Origin of the sequence: Spirillospora sp. NPDC046719, from assembly GCF_040645715.1 — a bacterium.
GTDB lineage: Bacteria > Actinomycetota > Actinomycetes > Streptosporangiales > Streptosporangiaceae > Spirillospora.
This window is the reverse complement of record NZ_JBEYYT010000717.1, coordinates 1-3,206: the sequence shown is the minus strand read 5'-3', so window position 1 is coordinate 3,206 and position 3,206 is coordinate 1. Positions and strand designations below refer to the sequence as shown.

3 protein-coding genes are annotated in these 3,206 nt (G+C 76.8%); all 3 read left to right on the top strand.

The genetic code is table 11. From position 1 onward, the window contains the following. The first annotated feature begins 84 nt into the window (after positions 1-84). Positions 85-627: a MauE/DoxX family redox-associated membrane protein gene (locus tag ABZ914_RS49145; RefSeq protein ID WP_500201485.1), complete on the top strand. Its 543-nt coding sequence runs from the start codon at positions 85-87 to the stop codon at positions 625-627. A gap of 25 nt (positions 628-652) precedes the next feature. Continuing rightward, complete coding sequence (locus tag ABZ914_RS49140; RefSeq protein WP_500201484.1) at positions 653-1,264, top strand: peroxiredoxin family protein; 612 nt, start codon at positions 653-655, stop codon at positions 1,262-1,264. Next, positions 1,261-3,206, top strand: a 1,946-nt coding sequence (locus ABZ914_RS49135; protein ID WP_500201483.1) for an ABC transporter ATP-binding protein, incomplete at its 3' end; no start/stop codon positions are given. The genes ABZ914_RS49140 and ABZ914_RS49135, both read left to right, overlap by 4 nt.

The following is a 3,206-nucleotide window of genomic DNA, read 5'->3' as shown; positions in this document are numbered from 1 at the left end:
CGCGGTCCGGGCGCCCTTGGACGCGCGGACCGCCGCACCATGAGCGGCCGCGCGCGCTCGCGCACCACTTCCCCGGGAGCATCCGTGCTGTACGTATCGTTCGCCTGCCGCCTCACCCTCGTGGCGGTGATGACGCTGGCGGCGGTGGCGAAGCTGCGCTCGCCGGGCGCCTTCGCCGCCTCCCTCGGCGACTTCGGCTTCGTCCCGGCGCGGCTGCGCCGCCCGCTGGCCGTGCTGGTCCCCGCCGCCGAGCTGCTCATCGCGCTGCTGCTCGCCGTGCCCGCCACCGTCACCGCCGGCTTCGCCGCCGCGGCGCTGTTCTGCTGCGGGCTGACGGCCGTCCCAGTCGCCGTCGTCGCCCGCGGGAAGCGGGTGACCTGCGCCTGCTTCGGCGCCGGCAGCGAGCCCATGGGCGGCTGGCACATCGCGCGCAACGCGGTGCTGCTGGCGGCGGCGTGCCTGGGCGCGGTCGTCGCGCTGTCGCGGGGCGGCGGCGTTCCCGGCGACGTGCCGGGGATCGCGCTGGCCGTGTTCTCGGCGGCCCTGCTCACCACATTGACCGTCTTCGTCGACGACATCGCCGCGCTCTTCCGGTCCCCGGTCGCCGCGGGGGGCCACGGCCGGTGAGGCGCCGGAGCCGGAAAGGACATCCGTGGATTACCTCGTCGCAGGGCTCGTCCTGGTCGTGGCGCTCACCGCGCTGAACGTCGCGCTGACCGCGGCCGTGCTGCGCCGCTGGCGCGCCCGCCTGAGCATGCCGCCGGCCGGCCGTCACCACGGTCCGGACGCGTCCGGCGGGGCCCCGGACCTGGGCATCGCGCCGGGGGACCGGATGCCCGAGTTCACCGCGGCCACGGCCGCCGGCACCACGGTCACCAGGGACGGGCTGGCCGGCCGCCCGGCGCTGATCGCCTTCCTGTCGCTGGACTGCCCGGGCTGCGACGACAGCGTGCCGGAGTTCGCCGAGCACGCCCGCCGGGTGCGGGACGCGGGAGGCCGCGTCCTCGCCACGGTGGTCGGGATCGACGCGGCCGACAGCGACCTGGCCGCCCGGCTCGCCGGCGTCGCGGACCACGTGGTGCCCGAGCCCCTCGACGCGCCCGTCGGCACCGCCTTCGGCGTCCGCTTCTACCCCGGGTTCGCCCACTACGGTCCGGACGGCGTCGCCACCGCCGCGAGTGTCGGCCTGGAGGGGCTCCGCGAGGCCGCCCCGGCCCCGGCCGCCGGGACCGCGGCCCCGGCCGCCGGGAGCGCGGCGCCGTGAGCGACGGTGTAGGCGGCGGGGAGGGAGCGACGGAGCCGCGCGCCTCCGTCGCCCGCGCGATGAAGGAGGCGTACGCGCTCGCCTGGCGGGCCTGCCCCGGCATGCTGTTCCTCCAGCTCGCCATGGCGGTGCTCGACGGGACCGCGCCGGTCGCCACGGCCTGGCTGACCAAGGTCGCGCTCGACGAGCTCACCGCCGCCCGCCCCCGCACCGGGACGCTGCTGTGGGTCGCGGCCGGGATCGGCGCGCTGGGCATCGCGATGGCCTCGTCCTCGGCCGTCGCCGCGTACGCGCAGGGACGCGCCCGGCGCGCCGTCGGCCTGCTCTCGCAGGACCGGCTGTTCGGCGCGGTCAACCGGATGAACGGGCTGGCGCGCCTGGAGGAGCCGCGGTTCCACGACCGGCTGCGGCTGGCCCAGCAGTCCGCCGAGAACGCCCCTGACCAGCTCGTCCAGATGGGCCTGACGACCCTGCGCGGCTCCCTGGGCGTCACCGGGTTCCTGGGCACGCTGATCGCGATCAACCCGGTCATGGCGGGCGCCGCGCTCGCCGCCGCCGTGCCCGCGATGGTCGCCCACCTGGCGCTCGGCCGGCGCCGGGCGGGGCTGCTGTGGCGGATCAGCCCCGGCCTGCGGCGCAAGCTCTTCTACCAGATGCTGCTGACCGACCTGCAGGCCGCCAAGGAGGTCCGCCTGTTCGGCCTGGGCGGGTTCCTGCACGGCCGGATGCTCACCGAGCTGCGCGCCGCCAACGACGCCGAGGACCGGCTGGAGCGCGGCGTGGTGCGCGTCCAGGTCCTCCTCGCCGCCCTCGGGGCGCTGCTCGCCGCCGCGGGCCTGCTCTGGGCCGTGCACGCCGCCGCTCAGAAGACGATCAGCGTCGGCGACGTGTCCGTCTTCATCGGCGCCCTGGCCGGGCTCCAGTCCGGGCTGGGCGCGCTGGTGCAGGGCATCGCGATGGGGCACCAGTCCGCGCTGGTCTTCCACCACTACCTGACGGTGGTGGGGACCGGGGACGACCTCGCCGCGCCCGCCCGGCACCGCCGCCTCGCCCCGCTGGCCCACGCCATCGAACTGCGCGACGTCTGGTTCCGCTACAGCGAGGACGGGCCGTGGGTGCTGCGCGGCTTGGACCTGACCATCCCGCACGGCACCAGCCTGGCCGTGGTCGGGCTCAACGGCGCAGGCAAGAGCACGCTCGTCAAGCTGCTCTGCCGGTTCTACGACCCGCAGCGCGGCGCCGTCCTGTGGGACGGGGTGGACGTCCGGGACGTCCCCGTCGAGGAGCTGCGCCGCCGGATCGGTGCGGTGTTCCAGGACTACATGGACTACGACCTCACCGCCGCCGAGAACATCGGCCTCGGCGACCTGGACGCGATCGGCGACCCGGAGCGGATCCGCGCCGCCGCCGAGCGCGCGGGCGTCCACGAGACCGTCGAGCGGCTGCCGGCCGGCTACGCGACGATGCTGAGCCGGCTGTTCCACGCCGGCGACGAGGAGGACGGCGACGGGGAGGCCGCCCGGTCGAACGGCGTCCACCTTTCGGGCGGCCAGTGGCAGCGCCTCGCGCTCGCGCGCGGGCTGATGCGCCGGGGCCGCGACCTGATGATCCTGGACGAGCCCAGCTCCGGCCTCGACGCGGAGGCCGAGGCGGCGGTGCACGACCGGCTGCGGGAGCTGCGCGCGGGCTCCACCAGCGTCCTGGTCTCGCACCGGCTGAGCGCCGTCCGCCGCGCGGACCGGATCGTCGTCGTGCAGGACGGCCGGATCCTGGAGAGCGGCGACCACGCCTCCCTCATCGCGTCCCCGGACGGGGTCTACGCCAAGCTCTTCGCCCGGCAGGCGGAGGGCTACCGGGAGGACCCGGCGCCCGCGCCCGGCGACGGCGGCCCGCTGCTCGGCGACGGCGGCCCGCTGCCTGGCGAGGGCGTGGCGGCACCGGG